General features: G+C 74.9%; 11 protein-coding genes. 5 read left to right on the forward strand and 6 right to left on the reverse strand.

The genetic code is table 11. The features are described from left to right. Positions 1 to 88: 88 nt before the first annotated feature. The 3 genes from IF43_RS0109150 to speB all read right to left on the reverse strand — a co-directional run bounded on the left by IF43_RS0109150 (position 89) and on the right by speB (position 2,269). Entirely contained in the window at positions 89 to 292 is a 204-nt protein-coding gene (locus IF43_RS0109150) for a CsbD family protein (RefSeq protein WP_030196558.1), read from the reverse strand. Positions 293 to 412: 120 nt separating this feature from the next. Beyond that, positions 413 to 1,207, reverse strand: a complete 795-nt coding sequence (locus IF43_RS0109155) for a VOC family protein (RefSeq protein ID WP_030196561.1) — start codon at positions 1,205 to 1,207, stop codon at positions 413 to 415. Positions 1,208 to 1,279: 72 nt separating this feature from the next. Then, a complete protein-coding gene (gene speB / locus IF43_RS0109160) occupies positions 1,280 to 2,269 on the reverse strand; it encodes an agmatinase (RefSeq protein WP_030196564.1) in 990 nt (329 codons plus the stop codon). Positions 2,270 to 2,973: 704 nt separating this feature from the next. Between speB and IF43_RS43420 the strand changes: the two genes are divergently transcribed. The 4 genes from IF43_RS43420 to IF43_RS0109180 all read left to right on the forward strand — a co-directional run bounded on the left by IF43_RS43420 (position 2,974) and on the right by IF43_RS0109180 (position 9,329). Continuing rightward, complete coding sequence (locus IF43_RS43420; protein WP_078910013.1) at positions 2,974 to 5,787, forward strand: LuxR family transcriptional regulator; 2,814 nt, start codon at positions 2,974 to 2,976, stop codon at positions 5,785 to 5,787. A gap of 73 nt (positions 5,788 to 5,860) precedes the next feature. After that, entirely contained in the window at positions 5,861 to 6,730 is an 870-nt protein-coding gene (locus IF43_RS0109170; RefSeq protein WP_234332044.1) for a metallophosphoesterase, read from the forward strand. Next, on the forward strand, positions 6,727 to 7,476 hold the full coding sequence (locus tag IF43_RS0109175) for a 4'-phosphopantetheinyl transferase (protein ID WP_030196571.1): 750 nt from the start codon (positions 6,727 to 6,729) through the stop codon (positions 7,474 to 7,476). The genes IF43_RS0109170 and IF43_RS0109175 overlap by 4 nt, the downstream gene beginning before the upstream one ends. Positions 7,477 to 7,667: 191 nt before the next feature. After that, complete coding sequence (locus IF43_RS0109180; protein WP_030196573.1) at positions 7,668 to 9,329, forward strand: NAD(P)/FAD-dependent oxidoreductase; 1,662 nt, start codon at positions 7,668 to 7,670, stop codon at positions 9,327 to 9,329. Between the two features lie 155 nt (positions 9,330 to 9,484). Here the strand turns inward: IF43_RS0109180 and IF43_RS0109185 are convergent, their stop codons facing one another. After that, positions 9,485 to 10,894: a class I adenylate-forming enzyme family protein gene (locus IF43_RS0109185; RefSeq protein ID WP_030196576.1), complete on the reverse strand. Its 1,410-nt coding sequence runs from the start codon at positions 10,892 to 10,894 to the stop codon at positions 9,485 to 9,487. 80 nt (positions 10,895 to 10,974) lie between these two features. Next, complete coding sequence (locus IF43_RS0109190; protein ID WP_051794979.1) at positions 10,975 to 11,619, reverse strand: thioesterase II family protein; 645 nt, start codon at positions 11,617 to 11,619, stop codon at positions 10,975 to 10,977. A gap of 655 nt (positions 11,620 to 12,274) precedes the next feature. Here IF43_RS0109190 and IF43_RS0109195 point away from each other — a divergent pair. After that, positions 12,275 to 13,312 carry an ACP S-malonyltransferase gene (locus IF43_RS0109195; protein WP_030196581.1) on the forward strand — a complete coding sequence of 346 codons (1,038 nt, stop codon included), beginning with the start codon at positions 12,275 to 12,277 and terminating at the stop codon, positions 13,310 to 13,312. A gap of 152 nt (positions 13,313 to 13,464) precedes the next feature. On the opposite strand, the gene IF43_RS0109200 is transcribed toward IF43_RS0109195, so the two are convergent. After that, the coding region (locus IF43_RS0109200; RefSeq protein ID WP_037887816.1) for a type I polyketide synthase at positions 13,465 to 20,611 on the reverse strand (7,147 nt) is incomplete at its 5' end.

Consider the following 20,611-nt stretch of genomic DNA (forward strand, 5'->3'; position numbering starts at 1 on the left):
GACCGACGGCGCACCGGACGCGGAGCGGGTCCCCGGCACCACGTGCCGGGGACCCGCTGTCAGGAGCCGTCGAACGGCCGTGGTCGGGTCAGGGTTCCTGGCGGCGGTCGCGCAGGGAGTCCTCGATGCCCCGGGCCTGCTCCTCCGCCTTGCCGGCGGCCTCGCGGGCCTTGCCCTTGAGCTGGTCCGTCTTGCCCTCGGCCTGCATCCGCTCGCTGCCGGTCGCCTTGCCCGCGACTTCCTTGGCCTTGCCCTTGGCCTGCTCCATCTTTCCCTTGGCCTTCTCCGCCATGAGGAAACACTCCCTTTTCCGAAGAACGGTCGGTCGCTCCACAAACTAGGCGAGATCGGGATGATGCGCGCGTCGAGCACGGGGCTCGGACCGGCCGTCCGGGTCCGGCCGGCGGCCCTGTTACGTCCTCGGGACCGACGTGAGCACGGCGAACACCGCTCCGCAGGGGTCGCGGACCCAGGCCGTCCGGCCGACTCCGGGTACGTCCGCGGCGGGCGTCAGGACCACGCCGCCGTTGCCCTCGACCGCCGAGGCGGTGGCGTCGACGTCCGTCACCCGGAAGTAGGGGACCCAGCACGGCACCGCCGACGACGCGCCGCCCATGCCCTCGCGCTGCGGTGCCACGCCGCCGAAGGAACCCGCTTCCAGGTCGCCCTCGCCGACGCTCAGCACCCGGTACGCCGTCCCCGTTATCTCCTCCTCGACGTACCGCCAGCCGAACACCCAGGCGTAGAAGCCGATCGCGGCGACCGGGTCGGGTGCGTGCAGCTCCACCCACTCCAGGGCGTTCTCGGTCGTGGCGGTCTCCAGCCCGCCGGTCCTCCCGGGCTGCCGGCACGCGAACGGGGCTCCCTGCGGGTCGGTGAACCGGGCGAGCCGGCCCTCGCCCGTGACGTCCACGGGCCCCGTCCGCACCGACCCGCCCCCGGCGCGCACGGCCGCGGCGGTGGCCTGCACGTCGGGGCTCTGGAAGTGCACCGTCCACGCGGAGCGCGCGCCCCGGTCCGTCGCCGGACCGAGGGCGGCGACGGTGTTCCCGCCGAACCGGAAGAGTCCGTACCCGCCGGACCCGGGCCCGGCCGGGACGAACTCCCAGCCGAAGACCTTCCCGTAGAAGGCGGCCGCCGCAGCGGTGTCCGGGCTGGCGAGGTCGAGCCAGTTGGGCGATCCGGTACGGAAGTCGGTACCGAGCATGCGGTCCTCCGGTGGTACGGCGACACGGTCGTCGATCACCCTGCCCGCCGACCGTCCGTCACCGCAACAGACCTACTTCCCCACGCCCCAGCGGACCGGGGCGATCTGCTTCGACATGATCGTGATGAGCTCGTAGGCGGCGTGCGACGCGGCGATCGAGGTGATGTTCGCGTGGTCGTAGGCCGGCGCCACCTCCACGATGTCGGCGGAGACGAGGTGGCAGTCGGCCAGGCCCCGCAGGATCTCCAGCAGTTCGCGGGACGTCATGCCGCCGGCCTCCGGCGTCCCCGTGCCGGGAGCGTGGGCGGGGTCGAGGACGTCGATGTCGATGGAGACGTAGAGGGGCCGGTCGCCGACGCGCTCGCGCAGCTGCTGGGCGATCTCGTCCACCCCGCGCCGCATGACGTCCGCCGACGTCACGATGCCGAAACCGAGCTTGGCGTCCTCGTCGAGGTCCTGCTTGCCGTAGATGGGACCGCGGGTCCCCACGTGGCACAGGGCTGAGGTGTCGACGACGCCCTCCTCCACCGCGCGCCGGAACGGCATCCCGTGCGTGTACTGCTGGCCGAAGTAGTCGTCCCAGGTGTCCAGGTGGGCGTCGAAGTGCAGGACCGCAACCGGCCCGTGCTTCTTGGCGACGGAACGCAGCAGCGGGAGCGCGACGGTGTGGTCGCCGCCCAGCGTCATCAGCCGCGCGCCGGTGCCGAGCAGGTCGTCGGCCGCGGCCTCGATGGTCTCCACGGCCTGCGCCGCGTCGAACGGATTGGCGCTGATGTCACCGGCGTCGGCCACCTGGCTGAAGTGGTACGGGTACACGTCCTGCGCCGGGTTGTAGGGGCGCAGGGTCCGGGACGCCTCCCGGATGGCGTTGCCGCCGAAGCGGGCACCGGGGCGGTAGGTGACACCGCCGTCGAACGGGATCCCGACCACCGCGATGTCGGCCTTCTCCACCTGGTCGAGGCGCGGGACGCGGCCGAACGTGGCCGGGCCGGCGTAGTGCAGCGTGCGGTCGGTCTCGGTCGGCGGCTGGGGCGGTACCACGCCGTTGGGCTGGGTGGTCATCGTGCGTCTGGGCCTTTCCGGGGGTCACTGCAGCGGGTTGCCGTGCGGGGAGAGCAGATCGGCGGGGTCGGGGTCGTATACGACGTGCGGTCCTCCGGCCCGGGGCCCTGGTCCCGGTGCCGGCCCGGCTCCTCCGCTTCGCGGGGGCGGGGTGCCTCGGGCGACGGCCCGATGCGCTCGCGCGGCGTCGGCCCGCCCCTCCGTGCCGCGCCCCGGTCACGCGGTCACCGAGACCGCGGCAACGCCTGTTCACGCAGGGCCGCGGCACGGCCGATTTCCCGTCGGCGTTCGTCGTCACGCTGCCATTAAACGAGTGGCCGGCACGGTCGTTCCACCGCCACCGACCCCTATTCTCGGCCGGGCCACCCCTACAGCGGCAAAACACCGAACACCCGTCTCTTGAGGTTTTCTTGAGGTTTCTCAAACCCGGGATACGGACGTCCCTCCGAGGCGGTGAACCGGGCGCGGGCTTCGTTACGTTCATGGGAAAGACACGCAGGCGGAGCACCCTCCGAAGGTTGGTACGGTACATTCCAACCTGCCGAACGGGATGAAACCGCCCGCCGTTTGACCACCGGCGAGCACTGCATTTCCATGCGCTCTTCGGGCACCGTTCTTCCTGCGGGCACGTGAACTCGAAGGAATAGCCATGCCGTGTTCTGGAACCGGCGTGCGCCGTTTCGCATCTCATCGGGGAGGCAGCCATGTTGGTTGAGCGGGATGAGCAAATCACCGAACTGACCTCCTGGGCGACCGGCCCGGACCGAACGCAGGGCCGGATGGCCCTGATCGGCGGCCCGGTCGCGTCCGGCAAGACGTCCGTGCTCCACCGCGTGCTGGAGCGGACGGCCGACTCGGGCGTCCGGGTCCTCAGTGCGGTCACCTCCGCTTCCGAGCGTCATATCCCGTTCGGCGTGGTCGAGGAACTGCTCCGCGACACCCAAGACGCCGGTGGTCCGCTCCCCCTCCACGGGCCCACCGGTGCCGGCGACCTCGTACCCGTGCACACCCTCGTGGCGTTCCACGCCCGGCTCGCCGGACTCGCGGCGCGCCGGCCCGTGCTCCTCGCCGTCGACGACGTGCAGTACGCCGACCCCCAGTCCCTGCACTGCCTGCGGTACGCACTGGGCCGGGCCAGGACGGCCGGGGTGCGCCTGTCGCTGGTGGTGACCCACGGACCCGACGCGGGCGCGGTCCCCCCGCCCGTCCTGGCGGAACTCCTGGGACAGGTGGAGGCGTTGCGCCTGGACCTGGGCCCGCTGAGCGCCCCCGGGATAGCCGGGCTGCTGACTGACCGGGCGGGCGGCGCCGACCACCGGGCCGCCTCCCTGCACGCGGCCACCGGCGGCAACCCCCTGCTGGTCCGCAGCCTCCTCGACGACGCCGGCGGGCAGGAGGACGCGGAGCCCGGACCGTTCCCCGCGGGTGAGCAGTTCCTGCAGAACGCGCTGATCTGCATCCACCGCACGGGCGGCCACGCGCTGCGCGTCGCCCAGGCCATCGCCCTGCTGGGCAGTGCCGGACGCCGGCAGTTGCTGGGCCGGCTGGTGACGGTCGACGAGGCGACCGTGCGGCAGGTGGTGGACGCGCTCGAGGCCACGGGCATCCTGCAGGGCGACCGGTTCCGGCACGACGCGGTGCGCACCGCGGTGCTGGAGACCCTGACCGACGACGTCGTGGTGCACCTGCGCAGACGCGCGGCGCGGCTCCTCTACGAGGCGGGGGCCGCACCGGTGGACGTCGCCGCGCACCTGTTGGGCCACGGGCCCGGCGGACTCGACGAGGACTGGGTGCCGGGGGTGCTCAGCGCCGCGGCCCACACGGCGCTCGCCTCGCAGCAGGTCGGATTCGCGGTGCGCTGCCTGCGCCTCGCGGCGGAGTGCTCGCGGGACGAGCGGGAGCGGCTGCAGCTGCGGGCGAGCACCGCCAAGTTCGTCTGGCGGCTCAAGCCGTCCGCCTGGCTGCACGAACTCGCGCCGCTGCAGGCCGCGTTGGCTCAGGGAACCCTGCCGGTCAGCGAGTCCCTCCAGCTCGTCGGCGACCTGCTGTGGAACGGCTGGATCAAGGACGCGGCGGTCGCCGTACGGTACGCCCTCGACGCGGCGCCCGGATCCGGCGAGTCGCCCTCGGCCGCCGAACTGCGGTGCGTGCGGCTGATGCTGGCGTCCACCTACCCCACGCTGATGGACGACGCCGCGCTGCGGGCGGCGTTCGCGCACGCGGAACCCCTCTCGGGCGGGCCGGCGGACGGGCTGGCGGGGGGGCTGGAGGCGCTCCAGGGCGTCCTGGGCTCGGGGGCGGAGCCCGGCGCGGCGGCCGGCCGCCGGGACCGGGCCGCCACGGACGCGCAGTTCATCGCGCAGGCCGAGCAGATCCTGGCCGGGACCCGCCTCGACGAGGAGACCCACGTCACCGTCCGGGCCTGCCTGCTGGCCCTGCTGTACGCGGAGCGGTTGGGCGCGGCCACGGCGTGGACGGACCGGATGCTGGCGGAGGCCGCGGAGCGCGGGGCCCCCGGTTGGACCGCCGTGATGCAGGCGATCCGGGCGCACATGGCGCTGCGGCGCGGCGAACTGGCCCGGGCCCGGACGCTCGCGGAGGAGGCCCTGGACCACGTGCCGCCGCACGGCTGGGGGGTGGGCATCGGCCTGCCGCTGTCCGCGCTGATCGAGGCGCGGACGGCCATGGGCGACCACGAGGCGGCGGCCGCGCTGGTGGACCACCCGGTGCCGGAGCAGCTGCTGCTGACCCGCTACGGCCTGCACTACCTGTACGCCCGGGCCCGGCACCGGCTCGCCACCGGGCGGCACCACGCCGCGCTGACGGACTTCACCGCCTGCGGGAAGCGGATGCGCGACTGGAACATGGACCGGGAGGGCCTCGCGCCCTGGCGGGTCGGCGCCGCGGAGGCCGCGCTGGCCCTCGGCAACCCCGGGCAGGCCGAGCGGCTGGCCAGGGAGCAGCTGGCCACGGGGGCCGGCCCCCGGGTCCGGGGCCTGGCCCTGCGGGTGCTCGCCGGCGCCCGCCCGCTGCCCGAGCGGCCCGCGCTGCTGGAGCAGGCGGTGGCCCTGCTCCAGCGGGAGGGCGACTCGCACGAGCTGGCCCGGGCGCTGACGGAACTGGGGGCGGCGTACGAGGAGCTCGGTGACGCGGCGCAGGGCAAGAGCTGCACCCGCCGGGCGTGGCGGATCGCCGAGGCCTGCGGAGCCCGCGACCTGACGCGAGGCCTCCAGGCCGACCAGGTCCCGCCGGGCGAACCGGCGGCCCCTACGGAAGCAGTCGAACCGGGCCCCGTCCAGCCGTCCGCGCCCGAGGCGGTCTCCTCGCTGACGGACGCCGAGCGGCGGGTGGCGGCACTGGCCGCGCACGGCTACACGAACCGCGAGATCAGCGCGAAGCTGTTCATCACGGTGAGCACGGTGGAACAGCATCTGACCCGCGTCTACCGCAAGATCAACATCACACGTCGTCAAGACCTGCCCGTGAGTTGGGACTCCGTTGTCGCACATACCGCCTGACCCCGGCTCCCCCGCCGGGGCATCCGCCCCGTCCGGACCGCGGCTGCTCGCCGTGAGCGACCTGCACATCGGCATGGCCGACAACCGGCCCCTCCTCGAATCGCTGCGCCCCGGCCACCCGGACGACTGGCTGCTCGTCGCCGGCGACGTCGGCGAGCTGACCGAGGACATCGCCTGGGCCCTGCGCCTGCTGGCCGGCCGGTTCAGCACCGTGGTCTGGGCCCCCGGCAACCACGAGCTGTGGACTCCGCGCGAGGACCCGGTCCAGGCCCGGGGCGCGGAACGCTACCGCTACCTGGTGGAGCTGTGCCGGGGGCTGGGCGTGGTCACGCCGGAGGACCCGTGGCCGGTGTGGCGCGGGCCCGGCGGCCCCGTCGCCGTGGCGCCGCTGTTCCTGCTGTACGACTACACGTTCCGGGCGCCGGGGACCACCACCAAGGAGCAGTCGCTGGCCAAGGCGCACGACGAGGGCGTGGTCTGCACGGACGAGTACCTCCTGCACCCCGACCCGTACCCCGGCCGGGACGCGTGGTGCCGGGCCCGGGTCGCCCACACCCTGGCCCGGCTGGAGGCGCACGACCCGGCCCTGCCCCTGGTCCTCGTCAACCACTACCCGCTGGTGCGCGAACCCACGGACGTGCTGTGGCGTCCAGAGTTCGCCCAGTGGTGCGGCACCGTGCTGACCGCCGACTGGCACCGCCGGTTCCGCACGGCCGCGGTGGTCTACGGACACCTGCACATCCCGCGGACCACCTGGTACGACGGCGTGCGCTTCGAGGAGGTGTCCATCGGCTACCCGCGCGAGTGGCGCCGCCGGGGCCACCCCAGGGGCCTGCTGCGGCAGATCCTTCCGTACGCCGGCCCGCCCGGGGGTGGTGCGTCCGCGACGGCCGCCCCGCCCCGGCGGACGGCCGCCACGACCGACGGCGGAGGAGCCCGGTGATCGAGCACGTCGTACCGCAGGAGGCGCGGGCCAGCGAGGCGTTCGGCCCGGACGGCGCCGCGGTCCTCTACCCCGAGGAGGCGGCCCTGGTCGCCGCCGCACCCAACGAGCGGCGGGAGGAGTTCACCACCGTGCGGGGCTGCGCCCGCCGCGCGCTGGCGGCCCTCGGCCTGCCGCCGGCCCCCGTTCTGCCCGGGAGGCGCAACGCGCCCCGGTGGCCGGCCGGGGTGGTGGGGAGCATGACCCACTGCGCTGGGTACCGGGCCGCGGTCCTGGCGCGGGACAGCGACCTGACGGCGGTCGGCATCGACGCCGAGCTGCACCGGCCGCTGCCCCGCGGCGTGCTGGAGGCCACGGCCCTGCCCCAGGAGCTCGCCTGGGTGCGCACCCCGCCCGCCGGGGCCGGGCCGCTGCACCGGGACCGGGTGCTCTTCAGTGCGAAGGAGGCCGTGTACAAGACCTGGTACCCCCTGGTGGGGACCGAGCTGGACTTCGAAGACGCCGTCATCGCCTTCCGCGAGGACGGCCCCGGCGCCGCCGCGGGCGGCGGCCCGGCCGCCGGCGCGCGCACGGGATCGTTCCGGGCCCGCGTGCTGCGGCCCGGGGCCGGTCCCGACGGGCACCCGGTGTCGGCGTTCAACGGGCGCTGGATCGTGCACCGCGGCCTGGTCGTCACCGCCATCACCGTGCCCGCCCGGCGGTCCGCGGGCGCCGCCGACCCGGCGGGCGGGGTCCCGGGTCGGTAGGGGTTGTCCGTCCCGCGGGCCGCTGCATAGCGTGCGGGGACCGGACCGACTGCGCACGGCGTACGGCGTACGGCGTACGGCGCGTGGATCTCCCGCCGTCCGGCCCTGGTGCGATGCCGCGTTCCCGGCTGCGCCCGGCGCGTCCCCGGTTCCCCTGGAAGCGATGTCGCACCGGCCCGAGAGGTACTCAGATGACATCAGCAAGCCCGGCCCGCACCTCCATGCTCGTGCCGGACTTCCCGTTCCCGTACGACGGCTGGCTGCGCCACCCGGCCGGCCTCGGCTCCCTGCCGGCCGGGCGGGCCGGGACACCGGTGGCCGTGGTCGGTGGCGGCATGGCGGGCATGACCGCCGCGTACGAGCTGATGCGGCTGGGTCTGCGCCCGGTCGTCCACGAGGCCGACCAGCTGGGCGGACGGATGCGCTCCGTGCCCTTCCCGGGGGATTCCGGCTGTGTGGCGGAGATGGGCGCGATGCGCTTCCCGCTGTCGGCCCGCGCCCTGTTCCACTACATCGACCTGCTCGGGCTGCGCACCGGTCCGTTCCCCAACCCGCTGGCCCCGGCGACCCCGAGCACGCTGATCGACCTGGGCGGCGTACGGCACACCGTGCGCACGCCGGAGCAGCTCCCGGACGTGTACCAGGAGGTGGCCGCGGCCTGGGAGAAGGCGCTGCAGGAGCGGGCGGAGCTGGCGACCATGCGGGACGCGGTCCGGCGGCGCGACGTCGGGACGATCAAGCACGTCTGGGACCGGCTGGTCCGGGAGTTCGACGACCAGTCCTTCCACGGCTTCCTCGCCACCGCTTCGGCGTTCCGGTCGTTCCGGCACCGGGAGGTCTTCGGCCAGGTGGGCTTCGGCACCGGCGGCTGGGACACCGACTTCCCCAACTCGCTGCTGGAGATCCTGCGCGTGGTCTACACCGAGGCGGACGACCACCAGGTCGCCATCCACGGCGGTTCCCAGCAGGTGCCGCGCGGGCTGTGGGAGCACCGGCCGCGGGACTGCGCGCACTGGCCCGCGGACACCTCGCTGGCCTCCCTGCACGGCGGGGCGCCCCGGCCGGGGGTGCGAGCCGTGGCGCGCGACGGGGCGGGGTTCACCGTCACCGACGCCGAGGGCCGCCGCGAGCGGTACCCGGCCGTGGTGTACACCCCGCACGTGTGGACGCTGCTGAACCGGGTGGAGGCGGACCCGGCCCTGCTGAGCGCGCCGCTGTGGACGGCGGTGGAGCGCACCCACTACATGGGCTCGTCCAAGCTGTTCGTGCTGACGGACCGGCCGTTCTGGCACGACGTGGACCCCGCGACGGGGCTGCCGGTGATGAGCATGACGCTCACCGACCGGATGCCGCGGGGGGTCTACCTGTTCGACGACGGGCCGGACCGGCCCGGGGTGATGTGCCTGTCGTACACGTGGAACGACGACTCGCTGAAGATGGCGACGCTGAGCCCGCAGGAGCGGCTCGACGTGCTCCTGGGCAAGCTCGCGGCGATCTACCCGGGGCTGGACGTCCGGTCGCACGTCGTCGGCGGTCCGCTCACCATCACGTGGGAGAACGAGCCTCACTTCATGGGCGCGTTCAAGGCGAACCTGCCGGGCCACTACCGCTACCAGCGGCGGCTGTTCACGCAGTTCATGCAGCGCGGGCTGCCGGACGGCGAGCGCGGGTTCTTCCTGTGCGGGGACGACGTCTCGTGGACGGGCGGGTTCGCGGAGGGCGCCGTCACCACGGCGCTGAACGCCGTCTGGGGCGTGGTGGACCTCCTCGGCGGGGCGACGCACCCGGACAACCCGGGCCCCGGGGACCTCTTCGACTCCCTGGCGCCGGTCGAGCTGCCCTACGAGGACTGAGGGGTACGGCGCGGGGCACGGACCCGAGGGCCACGGGCCTGAAGGGGTACGGGCCGCGGGCCACCGGCCCGAAGGGGTACGGCCCCTCCCGCACCGCGGACGCGAGGACGCCCCCGCCGCCGGGCGGGGGCGTCCTCGGCCTGCGGCCCCGGTCCTCAGGACTCGGCGGCGAGCGCGGCGAGGGCCTTTTTGTCGGGCTTGCCGTTGCGGTTGAGCGGGAACTGCTCCAGCACCACGACCTTGTTGGGCTGCTCGAAGGCCGGCAGCAGGTCGCAGAGCCGCTCCCGCCAGTGGCCGGCGTCCCGCATCTCCTCGTCCTCGACGAAGAACACCAGCTGGGAGCCGCGCAGTTCGTCGGGCACCGGCACGATGCGGGTGGCGCAGCCGTGGCCGGCCACCTTCCGCTCGATGAGCTCGGGGTAGAGGGTGTAGCCCATGCGGTGGACGGCGAACTTGCGTCCCAGGACGTGCAGGTTGCCCTCCGCGTCGAGGTGCCCGAGGTCGCCGGTGGCCTGCCAGCCGGTCGCGTGGGCCGGCACGATGGTGCCGTCCTCGGCGACCTGGCCGAGCAGGGCGTCCGGGGTGTCGACCTGGATCTCGCCGGTCTCGCCGGCGGACAGCTCGCGGCCGTCCTCGTCGACGATCCGCAGCCGGATGCCCTGCATGGGCCGGCCGGTGGCGACCGGGTTGTCGAGGGTGGCGAAGGCGATGTTGCCGAGCTCGGTGGAGCCGTAGCTGTCGAGCAGGGGCAGCCCGAACTCCGCCACGTACCGCTCGACCAGCGGCGCGTCGAGCGGGGCCGCGCCGACGCAGAACATTCGGGTGGCGGTCAGGTGGTCCCGCAGCGCCGGCTTGCGGGCGATCAGGCCGAGGATGCTGCGGTAGCTGGAGGGGGTGGCGTCGACGACGGTGACGCCGGCGTCGCGGGCCATGCGCAGGGCGCGGTCGAGCCGGCGGTAGGGGGCGATCACGAGGGAGCAGCGGGTGAGCCAGGCGATGAGCACCATCGACAGGCCGTACTGGTGGGCGAAGGGCAGCAGCGGCATCAGCACGTCGTCGGACCGGTGCCCGACCTGGTCGGCGTTGCGCCGCAGGTTGCGCAGGAACGACGCTCCGGACTTCACCACGCCCTTGGGGGACCCGGTGGAGCCGGAGGTCCACATGATGAGGCCGTCGGTCAGCTCGCCCCAGGCGGTGAAGTCCAGGGCGGGCGCGGTCGGTTCGTGGTCGGTGACGGCGACCATCAGCTCGTAGAGGTGGACGGGGTCGGCGTCGGCGTAGACGGGGGTGTCGTCGTCGACGAAGGTGACCTTCACGCCGGTGCGGACGGCGATGCGGCGCGTCTCCTCCCGGTGCTCCTGCTGGTCGACGAGGACGATGGAGGCTCCGACGTGCATCAGCGCGTACAGCACGCACACGTAGTTGGCCGAGTTGCCGGCCTTGAGCATCACGCGGGTGCCGAGGCCGACGCCCCGTTCGCGGATGGCCTCGGCCACGCGCAGGGCGTCCTGTTCGAAGTCCTCGATGGTCCGTACGGAGTCGGGTGCCAGTATCTTCGCGTTCATCGGTCGCACAATGTCCTTCCTGTGGGACGTGGCACGGCCGGCGACGTGCGTGCGCCGGCCGGCGGTGGATCGGGGGCGCCTCAGTCGGGGGCGGGTTCGTCGAGCGAGATCAGCTGGTCGTGGACGATGTTGACCACCTCCCGCCGGTACGACCGCAGGTACCCCTGGGCGCCGGGGAAGACCTCCAGGTCGAACCGGCCGGAGGTGGCCCGCCGCCACGCGCGGACCCCGGGCAGGGTGACGCACGGGTCGTGGTCGGCCGTCAGCGCGACGACACGGCAGTTGAGGTCGGGCGGGCCGAGGCTGCGACGGGGGCCGGGGGCGTTGCGCCCGGAGACGAAGAGGGTCAGCGGCGCGGCGTAGGTCTCCCGCTCGAACCGGCGGCCCACCGAGTAGGCGAGGTCGGCGCCGAAGCGGTGCCCGAACAGGGCGAACGGCCGGTCGGACCAGCCCCGTACGGACTCGAAGACCTGGTCGGCGAGCAGGGCGCCCGTGTCCGGGTCCGGGTCCTCGGCCGCGTGGACGGCGGGGTACTGCACGATGAGCAGTTCCACCGTGGGCAGCAGCAGGTCCGCCATGGCGAGGTAGCACAGCGGGGAGTTCTGCGAGCTGGGGAAGCAGATCATGCGGTAGCTGCTCGGGAGCGCGGGCTGCCGGACCTGGATCAGGCTCACCTCGGCGGGGGTGTCGCCCCCGCCGGTGGGCCGGCTGTGCGCATGGGTCATGCTCCCTGGAACTCCGCCTCGGACGGTGCCCGGCTCGTGGCCGGGCGTGCGGTCGGCGCCTTCCGTTCGGAAGGGGCCTCATGGTCGGATCCGTGCCGTGCCGCGGGCCGCGGGCCCGCCGCCCGGGACCGTGCCTGCGGGAGGCGGGTGCCGGCCCGGCCGGTGGACGGGGCGCGGACGGGTGCCGGATCCCCCGGGAGGACGTGTCCGTACACGGGGGTCTCCTCGCGGAACGGTGAGGCGGTCGGAGGCGTCCGGCACGGTCGCACGGTGATGCTGTGAGGTTATTTCGCGGCGGCAATACGGGATCACCCCTACGTCCCCCTAAGCGTTTTCCCATTCCCCCTAGGGGCCGGGCCGACCCGGTCCACCGCACCTGCGCGCGTGCTAGACAGGGCTGCAGACCCCTTCCGTGTCCCCTCCCGTCGGCGCCCGACGCGCCACCGGCCCTGCCGAGCTTTCCGCACGGACTGCCGGACGGCCGTCGCCGCGCCCCGCTCGATTCGCATGCATAAATCACAAATCAACGACCCGGGGATTCGGCGGTCGTCCGTCCCCTTCCGGCCCCGTGCACGGATCGGCGCACTCCGCGCCGGACCGGACACGGGGCCTTTCCCCGTGCCCTCCGTCCCGAAAGCAAAGGTATTCACGGACCATGACCCGTTCCGCCGCGGCCCCCGAAGAAACCCCCGCACAGAACGCCACGGATTCCTCCACCTCCCGCTCCGGAACCGCGATCGTGTTCCCCGGCATGGGTCCGGCCTCCTTCGCCGAGGTCGGGAAATTCCTCCTCCTCGACCCCTATGCGCGGGCCCGCCTCGCGGAGGCGGACGAGGTGCTCGGGTATTCGGTCTTCGACCGGTTCCGTGACGCCGCCGAGGACTACTCGGTCGATTTCCAGATCGCTTTCCTGGTGAATTCGATGGCGCTGGCCGACCGGGCCGTGGACGTCCTCGGCGTCGCCCCCGACGTGTGCGCCGGGCCCAGCTTCGGCCAGAAGGCGACCGCCGCCTTCGTCGGCTCGCTGTCCTTCCCCGAGGTGGTGCGGCTGACCGCCGAACTGGCCGCGTGCGAGGAGGAGTACTTCGCGGGCGCCTACGAGGACGTGGTCACGCACTGCTTCGTCCGCACCCCGCAGGACGCGCTGGACGAGATCCTCGCCGGGTTCGACGACCGCGGAGCCTGGTACGACCTCTCGGGCCGGCTGGACGCCCGGTTCCACATGCTCTCCGTGCGGGAGCGGGACCTCGACGGCCTGAAGGCCGGCATCAGCGCGGCGGGCGGCTACTCCATGTACTCGATGCGGCCGCCCGTGCACGCGGCGGCCTTCTCGGCGCTGCGCCGCAAGGCGGAGGAAGAGGTGTTCCCCGCCTACGCGTTCGCCGATCCCTCCCTGCCCGTGGTCGTCGACCACGACGGCTCGGTCGTCCGGGACGCCGCCGGGATCCGCACGATGATGCTGGACACCTTCGACCGGCCGATCCACTGGCCGCGGATGGTGGACTCGCTGCGGGCGCTGGGGGTGGGCACCCTGTACGTCACCGGTCCCGACAACCTCTTCCACCGGCTGGACGTCACCAAGGACGCGTTCGAGGTCGTCGCCGTGGGCCTGCCGAGGAAGCGGGACCGCGAACGGGAGCGGCAGCGCGCGCTGGACCGGTCCCGGGCGGCCCGCGGCGGCCGCGGCGCCTGAGCCGCCGTCCGGGACCCGGTGGGCGGACGCCGCACACCGCAGGGCCCGCTCGGACGCGTACGTCCGACCGGATGCCGTACGTCCGACCGGACGGGCCGGGCCCCCACCCCTCCCGGGTGGGGGCCCGGCCTCGTCGTGCCGCCGCGCCGGCCTCAGGGCCGGCTGTCCAGCCAGCCCTCCACGGCCCGTGCGGTGGTCTCCGCGTGCCGCTCCATCATGGTGAAGTGGTTGCCGGGCACGTCCAGGACGCCGTGCTCGAGGTCCCAGTAGGAGCGCCAGTCGCCGTCCGCCGGCCGGGTCCAGTCGAAGAACCGCTCCTCGGCCCGTACCAGCAGCGTGGGCGTCTTGATCTCCTGCGGCTTCCAGCCGCCGAACAGCCGGAAGTAGGCGCCCATCGCCAGCAGCCGGTCGTCGTCGACCGGGACGTGGGTGTCCTGCCGCTCGTCGACGCCCTTGGCCAGCCCCGGCTGGATGCCGAGGATCGCGTCGTCGTCGTGCGAGTAGATGTCGATCAGGACCACGGCCTCCGGGAAGACCCCGGCCTCCTCCAGCTTCCCGGCCACGGAGTGGGCGAAGATGCCGCCCGAGGAGTGGCCGAGGAGGACGAACGGGGCTCCGTCCACGTGCCGCAGGACGGCCTCGGCCTTCGCCTCGACGACCGCCTCGGCGGTGGCGGGCAGCTGCTCGCCCCGTACGAACCCCGGCGCGGCCATCGCGTGGACGTCGCGCCGGCCGCGGAACGCGGACGCGAACCGGGCGTACTGGTGCGGCCCGGAGATCGACAGGATCGACGAGAAGCACACCAGGCCGGGGCCGGTCTCCCCGCGGGAGAGCCGGACCAGGGCGGGCGCCTTGCGCAGTTCGGCCGGCGAGGCGAAGGACGGCCGGAACCGCGAGGCCTGCATCAGCAGTTCCATGAACGGACCGGACGCGCCCTGCGCGCCGGCCTCGTGGAGCATCGCCCCGAACGTGCCGCCGGCCCCGGCCGTGCCGGTCCCCTCCGCGCCCGCGGCACCGTCGCCGTCCGCGGTGCCGGTGAGCTCGGTGCGCAGCCGCTCCGCGACCAGCAGCGGCGTCGGGTGGTCGAAGAGCAGGGTGGCGGGCAGCCGCAGGCCCGTCACCGCGTTCAGCTGGTTGCGCAGCTCGACCGCGGTCAGCGAGTCCAGGCCGAGCTCCAGGAACTGCTGGGACTCCCCCACCGCCTCGGGCGAGGGGTAGGCGAGCACGGCGGCGGCCGTGGCCCGCACCACCTCCGACAGGATCCTCTCCTGCTCCTCTTCCGGCAGCGCGGACAGGCCCTGGAGCCGTCGCGCGGCGGCGGACGCGGCCGCGCCGGCCGCCCCGGGGGCCGCGGCCCTGCGCGGTCCGCCGCGCACCAGACCGCGGAAGACGGCCGGGAGGGCTCCCGCGTCCGCCTGGGCCCGCAGCGGGGCCGTGTCCAGGTGCATGGCGACGAAGACGGCGCCGCGGTCCGCGAGGGCCGACGCCGTGTCGTAGAGGGCGAGGCCCTCGGTGGACGACAGCGGTGCCAGTCCGGCCCGGGCCATCCGCTGGACGTCGGCGTCGGTGAGGTCGCCGGTCATCTCGCTGCGCTGCTCCCACAGCCCCCAGGCCAGCGACACGGCGGGCAGTCCGGCCGCCCGCCGCTGCTGCGCGAGCGCGTCGAGGAACGCGTTGGCGGCGGCGTAGTTGGCCTGGCCGGGACTGCCCAGCGTGCCGGCGGCGGAGGAGAACAGCACGAACGCGGCGAGGTCCGCGTCCCGGGTCAGCTCGTGCAGGTGCAGGGCGGCGTCCGTCTTCGGGCGCAGCACCGCGTCGAGCCGCTCCGGGGTCAGGGACGGCACGGATCCGTCGTCGAGGTGGCCCGCGGCGTGGACCACGGCGGTCAGGGGGTGCGCGGCCGGGACGGCCGTCAGGAGGGCGGCCAGTGCCTCCCGGTCGGCGGCGTCGCAGGCGACGACCTCGGCCTCGGCGCCCAGTGCGGCCAGTTCGCCGACGAGTGCGGCGGCGCCGCCGGCGCCGGGGCCGCGACGGCTGGTCAGCAGCAGGCGCCGGACGCCGTGGTGCGTCACCAGGTGGCGGGCCAGCAGACTGCCGAGCACGCCGGTTCCGCCGGTGACGAGGACGGTGCCCTCGGGGTCGAGCCCGGCGGGGACGGCGTGGCGTCCGGTGCCCGGTGCGGTGCGGGCCGTGTCGCCGGTGTCCGCTTCCGGGCCGGGACGGTCCACGGGAACCCTGGCGAGCCTGGCGGCGTGCAGGACTCCGCCCCGTACGGCGAGCTGGGGTTCGCCGGTGGCCACGGCGGCGGACAGCAGCGCTCCGAGGTCCGCCGGAGCGCTCCCGGCCGGGGGGCCGGGGTGGTCGGCGGGGTCGGTGCCGTCCGGGCCGCCCGGGCCGCCCGGGTGGGCGTCGAGGTCGAGGAGCAGGAACCGGTCCGGGTTCTCCGACTGCGCGGACCGCACCAGGCCCCAGACCGGCGCGTGCGCCAGGTCCGTCACGCCCTCGCCCGGGCGCGCCTCGACGGCCCCGCGGGTGACCACGGCCAGGCGGGTCCCGTCGAGCTGTTCCACGGCCAGCCGGTCCTGAACCAGGCCGAGGGCGTCCAGGGCCGCACGGCGGGCCGCCCCGGCGGTCCCGGCGGCGTCCGGCAGGGCGTCCGCGCGGTCTGCGGAGGACGCCCCGGGCGCGGCGGCGAAGGGGACCAGCACGGTGTCCGGCCGGGGCTTTCCGGCGGCCACCACGCCGGCGAGGGCGTCGAGGTCGGCGTAGGCGTCGACGGTCCGGCCGGCCGCGCGCAGCGCGGACTCCAGCCCGAGGACGTCGGTACCGACGACGGCCCACCGTCCGCCGTCCGCGGCGGGCGGCACCGTCACGGCGGGCCACTCGAGGCGGAACAGCGACGGGTGGAACGCGGACCCGGTCGCCCGGAGCCGGGCGGGGTCGAGTTCGCGCAGCAGCAGCGACTCCACCGAGACGACCGCTGCGCCCTGCTCGTCGAAGGCCGCGAGGGACACCGCCCCGGGGCCGGCGGGGGCCAGCCTCACCCGGAGGGCGCCGGCGCCGACGGCGTGCAGCCCGACGCCGGTGAAGGAGAACGGCAGCCGCATCCGGACGGCCCCGTCGCCCTCCTCCCCGTCCTCCGGGAAGAAGGAGCCCAGCGCGAGGCCGTGCAGGCCCGCGTCGAGCAGGGCGGGATGCACCGCGAAGTGCGCGGCCCCGGCATCGGCGCCCTCGGGCAGGGAGAGTTCGGCGAAGAGCTCGTCACCGTGCCGCCAGGCGGCCCTGAGGTTGCGGAACGCCGGGCCGTACGCGTACCCGCCCGCGGCGAACAGGTCGTACAGGTCGGTCACGTCGAGGCGCTCGGCGCCCGCCGGGGGCCAGGTCGCGGGCGCGGCGCCGGCCGTCGGGGCCGTCGCGTCGGGGGCCCCGAGCACACCGGTGGCGTGCCGGGTCCACGGCTCGTCCTGGGCCCGGCCGTCCTCGCCGGCTGCGCCCTCGGGGCGCGTGTGCACGCCCAGGGCCCGCCGGCCGGAGCCGTCGGGCTCCGCCACGGACACGCGGAGCTGGAGCGCACCGTGCTCGGGCAGCACCAGGGGCGCCTCCAGCGTCAGCTCCTCCAGGAGGACGCTCCCGACCCGCCGGCCGGCGTGCAGGGCGAGTTCCACGAAGGCGGTGCCCGGCAGCAGGACGGCGTCGGCCGCCCGGTGGTCGGCCAGCCAGGGGTGGGTCCGCAGGGAGAGGCGGCCGGTGAACAGGAGCCCCTCGGAGTCGGGCAGTTCGACGGCGGCGCCCAGCAGCGGGTGCGCGGCCGCGTCCAGTCCGGCGGAGGCCACGTCACCGGTCCCGCCGGTCGGTACGTCGATCCAGTACCGCTCCCGCTGGAAGGCGTACGTGGGCAGGTCGACGCGCTGGGCGCCGGTGCCGGCGAGGACGGCGTCCCAGTCGACCGGGACGCCGCGCACGTGCGCCTCGGCCAGCGAGAGCCGGAAGCGGTCGAGGCCGCCCTCGTCGCGGCGCAGGGAGCCGAGGACGGCCGCCTCGCGCCCGGCGTGCTCGGCCGTCTCCTGGAGGCCGACCGTCAGGACGGGGTGGGGGCTGGACTCGACGAAGACGTCGAAGCCCTGGTCGAGGAGGGTGCGGGTGGCGTCCTCCAGTTCGACGGTCCGGCGCAGGTTGCGGAACCAGTACCCGGCGTCGAGCTCGGGGCCCTGCACCCACTCCCCCGTGACGGTCGACAGGAGGGGGATCTCGGCGGGCCGGGGGGTGACGGGTGCGAGCAGCCCGGCCAGCTCCTCCGCCAGGAGGTCGACCTGGGCGGAGTGGGAGGCGTAGTCCACCGCGATCCGCTTCGCGCGCACGCCGTCCGCCCCGCACGCGGCGAGGAACTCGTCCAGGGCCGCGGCCTCGCCGGACACGACCACCGACGACGGGCCGTTGGCCGCGGCGACGGAGATGCGGTCCTCGCCCCAGGGGGCGATCCGCTCGCGCACGTCCGCCGCGGGCAGCGGCACCGACACCATGCCGCCCCGTCCCGCGAGGACGCGTCCGATGGCCCGGCTGCGCAGGGCGACGATCCGGGCCGCGTCCTGGATGGAGAGGATCCCCGCGACGCACGCGGCGGCGATCTCGCCCTGCGAGTGGCCGACCACGGCCGCGGGGCGGACACCGGCGGAGCGCCAGAGCTCCGCCAGCGACACCATGACCGAGAAGAGGGCCGGCTGCACCACGTCGACCCGGTCCGGTGACGGCGCGCCGTCCGCACCCCGCAGGACGTCGGTGAGCGACCAGTCGGTGAAGGGCTCAAGGGCCTGGGCGCACTCCTGGATCCGGGCGGCGAACACCGGCGAGGTGTCGAGCAGTTCCACGGCCATGCCGGCCCATTGGGAGCCCTGGCCCGGGAAGACGAACGCCGTCTTCCCGCTGCCGGCGCTGCCGCGGGCCACGCCGGTGGCCGCGGTCCCGTCGTCGACGGCGGTCAGGCCTTGGAGCAGTGCGTCCCGGTCCCGGGCCACGACCACCGCGCGGTGGTCGAAGACCGCCCTCGTGGTGGCGAGGGACAGGGCCACGTCGGCGAGTGCGGGGGCGTCCGGCTCCGCCAGGTGGGCCCGCAGGCGGGCCGCCTGGCCGCGCAGGGCGTCGGCCGTCTTCGCGGACAGGACGTAGGGCAGCGCGGCGGCGCCGGGGCCGCCCGCGGGGGCGGCGCCGTGGTCGGTCGCGGCGGCCGGGGCCGCGGGTGCCGCCGGTTCGGGGGCCTGCTCGATGATGGTGTGGGCGTTGGTGCCGCTGATCCCGAAGGACGACACGGCCGCGCGGCGCGGGCGGCCCGTCTCCGGCCAGGCGACGGCCGACTCGAGGAGCGCGACCGATCCCGCCGTCCAGTCCACGTGCGGGGTGGGCTCGTCGACGTGGAGGGTCCGGGGCAGCTCTCCGTGCCGGATCGCCTGGACCATCTTGATGACGCCGGCGACGCCGGCGGCGGCCTGCGTGTGCCCGAAGTTGGACTTGACCGAGCCCAGCCACAGCGGGCGGTCCTCGGTGTGCTCCCGGCCGTAGGTGGCCAGCAGGGCCTGGGCCTCGATGGGGTCGCCGAGGGTGGTGCCGGTGCCGTGCGCCTCGACGGCGTCCACCTCGGCCGCGGTGAGGCCGGCGTTGGCGAGCGCCTGGCGGATGACGCGCTGCTGGGAGGGGCCGTTGGGGGCGGTCAGGCCGTTGGACGCACCGTCCTGGTTGACGGCGGAGCCGCGGACCACGGCGAGGACGGGGTGCCCGTTGCGGCGGGCGTCGGAGAGCCGCTCGACGAGGAGCATGCCGACGCCCTCGCCCCAGGCGGTGCCGTCGGCGGCGGCCGCGAAGGGCTTGCAGCGGCCGTCCGTGGCCAGGCCGCGCTGGCGGCTGAAGGCGATGAAGGTGCCCGGGGTGGCCATCACGGTCACACCGCCGGCCAGCGCGAGGTCGCACTCGCCGGTGCGCAGTGCCTGGGCGGCCAGGTGCAGGGTGACGAGGGAGGAGGAGCAGGCGGTGTCGACGGTGACGGCGGGCCCTTCGAGGCCGAAGGTGTACGAGACGCGGCCGGAGGCGACGCTGCCCGAGCTGGAGGTCCCCATGTAGCCCTCGAGACCGGCGGGGGCGCGGTGCAGGAGCGTGCCGTAGTCGTTGTACATGACGCCGGCGAAGACGCCGGTGCGGCTGCCGCGCAGCGACGCCGGGTCGATGCCGGCCCGCTCGAACGCCTCCCAGGAGGCCTCCAGCAGCAGCCGCTGCTGGGGGTCGGTGGCGAGCGCCTCGCGCGGCGACATGCCGAAGAACACGGGGTCGAAGTGGTGGGCGTCGTGCAGGAAGCCGCCGGCGGTGCTGTAGCTCGTACCGGCCTCGTCGGGGTCCGCGCTGAACAGGCCGGCGAGGTCCCAGCCGCGGTCGTCCGGCATGTCCGTGACGGCGTCACGGCCGTCGAGGACGAGCTGCCACAGGTCCTCGGGGGACCGCACGCCGCCGGGGAAGCGGCAGGACATGGCCACGATCGCGATCGGCTCGTCGTCGTACGCGGCGCCGGGCGCCGGCGTCGCGGCGGTCGCGGTCTCCTGGCTGCCGAGCAGTTCGGCGAGGAGGAACTCCGCAAGGACGGCCGGGGTCGGGTAGTCGAACACGAGGGTGGCGGGCAGGCGGACGCCGGTGGCGGCGCCGAGCCGGTTGCGGAGTTCGACCGCGGTGAGCGAGTCGAAGCCGACCTCGTTGAACGAGCGGCCGGGGTCGACCGCCTCGGGGCCGGCGAAGCCCAGCACCGCGGCCACCTGGCCGCGGACCAGCTCGGCGACGGCGGCATGCTGCCGCTCCTGCGGGAGTGCGGCCACCTGTCGGGCGAACGTCCCGCCGGCGGCCCGGGCCGCACGGCGTGCGGGCATCCGCACGAGGGCGGACAGGAGCGGCGGGAGCATGCCGCTGCCGGCCTGGGCGCGCAGCGCGGGCAGGTCCAGCTTCACCGGGACGAGGAGCGCCCGGTCGGTGGCGCACGCCGCGTCGAACAGCGCCGCGCCTTCGGCGGCACCGATGGCGCCGACGCCCCCGCGGCCCAGGCGCGCGACCTCGTCGGCGGCGAGTGCGTCGCCCATGCCGCCGGCCTCGGACCACAGGCCCCAGGCCAGCGAGGTACCGGCGAGACCGGCCGCCCGGCGGTGGGCGGCCAGGGCGTCGAGGAAGGTGTTGGCCGCCGCGTAGTTGGCCTGACCCGCACCACCGAACACGCCGGCGGCGGAGGAGAAGAGCACGAACGCGGACAGGTCCAGGTCGGCCGTCAGCTCGTGC

It is taken from the genome of Streptomyces sp. NRRL S-87, assembly GCF_000719335.1.
GTDB lineage: Bacteria > Actinomycetota > Actinomycetes > Streptomycetales > Streptomycetaceae > Streptomyces.

What these genes read in the sequence shown, in the direction of transcription:
- IF43_RS0109150 (WP_030196558.1), bottom strand. Translation starts at nt 292, where the DNA reads ATGGCGGAGAAGGCCAAGGGAAAGATGGAGCAGGCCAAGGGCAAGGCC.
- IF43_RS0109155 (WP_030196561.1), bottom strand. Translation starts at nt 1,207, where the DNA reads ATGCTCGGTACCGACTTCCGTACCGGATCGCCCAACTGGCTCGACCTC.
- speB (WP_030196564.1), bottom strand. Translation starts at nt 2,269, where the DNA reads ATGACCACCCAGCCCAACGGCGTGGTACCGCCCCAGCCGCCGACCGAG.
- IF43_RS43420 (WP_078910013.1), top strand. Translation starts at nt 2,974, where the DNA reads ATGTTGGTTGAGCGGGATGAGCAAATCACCGAACTGACCTCCTGGGCG.
- IF43_RS0109170 (WP_234332044.1), top strand. Translation starts at nt 5,861, where the DNA reads ATGGCCGACAACCGGCCCCTCCTCGAATCGCTGCGCCCCGGCCACCCG.
- IF43_RS0109180 (WP_030196573.1), top strand. Translation starts at nt 7,668, where the DNA reads ATGACATCAGCAAGCCCGGCCCGCACCTCCATGCTCGTGCCGGACTTC.
- IF43_RS0109185 (WP_030196576.1), bottom strand. Translation starts at nt 10,894, where the DNA reads ATGAACGCGAAGATACTGGCACCCGACTCCGTACGGACCATCGAGGAC.
- IF43_RS0109190 (WP_051794979.1), bottom strand. Translation starts at nt 11,619, where the DNA reads ATGACCCATGCGCACAGCCGGCCCACCGGCGGGGGCGACACCCCCGCC.
- IF43_RS0109195 (WP_030196581.1), top strand. Translation starts at nt 12,275, where the DNA reads ATGACCCGTTCCGCCGCGGCCCCCGAAGAAACCCCCGCACAGAACGCC.